The organism is Halomonas sp. 141, from assembly GCF_002810305.1.
Classification (GTDB): domain Bacteria; phylum Pseudomonadota; class Gammaproteobacteria; order Pseudomonadales; family Halomonadaceae; genus Vreelandella; species Vreelandella stevensii.
Genome location: NZ_PINZ01000125.1, coordinates 1 through 828 on the forward strand (window position 1 = coordinate 1; position 828 = coordinate 828).

General features: G+C 65.9%; 1 protein-coding gene. It reads right to left on the bottom strand.

Going from position 1 to position 828, the window contains the following annotated elements; translation table 11 throughout:
• Positions 1-828 (bottom strand): electron transfer flavoprotein subunit alpha/FixB family protein (locus CWI66_RS17645; RefSeq protein ID WP_100732392.1); only part of this gene is annotated, 828 nt, incomplete at its 5' end.

Genomic DNA, 828 nt, shown 5'->3' on the forward strand with positions numbered 1-828 from the left:
TTACAGCTTGCTCTCCAGCTCCGGCAGGATCTCGAACAGATCCCCCACCAGGCCGTAGTCGGCTACCTGGAAGATCGGGGCCTCTTCGTCCTTGTTGATCGCCACGATCACTTTGGAGTCTTTCATCCCCGCCAGGTGCTGAATCGCGCCGCTGATGCCCACGGCAATGTACAGCTCGGGGGCGACGATCTTGCCGGTCTGGCCCACCTGCATGTCGTTGGGCACGAAGCCTGCATCCACCGCTGCACGAGACGCGCCAATGGCGGCACCCAACTTGTCGGCAATGCCGTCCAGCAGTTTGAAGTTTTCGCCGTTGCCCATGCCGCGGCCGCCGGAGATGACGACCCTGGCACCGCCGAGTTCCGGGCGGTCGCTCTGGGCCAGCTCCTGCTTCACGAAACGGGACTGGGCGTTGTCGACGACCACGTCCACGGCGTCCACGCTGGCGCTGCCGCCGCTGCCTACCGCATCGAAGGCGGTGGTGCGCACGGTGATGACTTTCAGCGGGTCGTCGCTTTTCACCGTGGCGATGGCGTTACCGGCGTAGATCGGGCGCAGGAAGGTGTCGGCGCTCTCGACGCCAATCACTTCCGACAGTTGGCTGACGTCTTTCAGCGCGGCCAGCCGCGGCAGCACGTTCTTGCCGGTGGTGGAGGCGCTGGTCAGCACGTGGGTGTAGTCGTCGGCCAGGGCAACCAGCAGCGCGCCCATGGGCTCGGCAAGCTGATGGGCGTAGACGGCGTTGTCTGCCACGCGCACCTTGCTCACGCCGTCGAGTGTCGCGGCGGCTTCGGCGGCGGCCTGGACGCCTTCACCGGCGACCAGTAC